Source organism: Streptomyces doebereineriae, assembly GCF_031845645.1.
Lineage (GTDB): Bacteria > Actinomycetota > Actinomycetes > Streptomycetales > Streptomycetaceae > Streptomyces > Streptomyces canus.
Genome location: NZ_JAVREZ010000075.1, coordinates 1 through 648, shown reverse-complemented (window position 1 = coordinate 648; position 648 = coordinate 1). Strand labels below are relative to the sequence as shown.

The window sequence follows — 648 nt, the reverse complement described above, 5'->3', positions numbered from 1 at the left end:
CAAACAGGCAGAGCGCCAGACACCGCGACTTCGTTCTTGGCTCTCTGCCGCTGAGGCGGAGCTGTGCGCCGCTGTCGGCGTGGACATGGCGTCGGAGGCGCGTGCAGCGTTGGAGCGCGCGGAAGCCTTGCTGCCGGACGACGGGGAGGTGCGGGACCCGGACATGTTGAGCATCTTCCTGAACACCGGTCACCTCACGCGCTGGCGGGGAAACGTACTGGCCAAGCTCGGTGACGAGTCAGCTATGGATGAGCTGTATACCTCGCTGAACAGCGCCGACCCATCGTTCGTGCGTGCCAGCGCGGGAGTGCACTGCGATCTCACGCAGGCCCACCTTGCGCGAGGCGAGTTGGATCAAGCCCGAAGCCACCTTCAAAGGGCAAGGCTGGCGGCGAACCGCACGGGGTCCGTGCGGTATCGCCAGCGGGTGGAGCTGCTTACCGGGCGGCTGTAGGCCGCGAGGAGAGGAGGTGGAGGAGGGCGACGATCGTTCCGGACCCCATCAGCTTGCCCTCGCTCATCAGGCCGGGGATCTCGTCCAACGGAACCCATGCGACGTGCCCGGCTTCCTCGGCGTCGGTGGGTTCTCCGACGTGAGTGGCGCCCCTCGCCACGAAGATCTCGTGCGGCGAATCGACCATGCCGATC

At 66.7% G+C, this 648-nt stretch carries 2 pseudogenes; one reads left to right on the top strand and one right to left on the bottom strand.

Annotated features, from left to right (window positions below):
- Positions 1-454: pseudogene (locus RNB18_RS50765) on the top strand (XRE family transcriptional regulator); the annotation flags it as partial.
- Here RNB18_RS50765 and RNB18_RS50760 read toward each other — a convergent pair.
- A pseudogene (locus tag RNB18_RS50760) lies at positions 438-648 on the bottom strand (ADP-ribose pyrophosphatase); the annotation flags it as partial. The pseudogenes RNB18_RS50765 and RNB18_RS50760 sit on opposite strands and share 17 nt — an antisense overlap.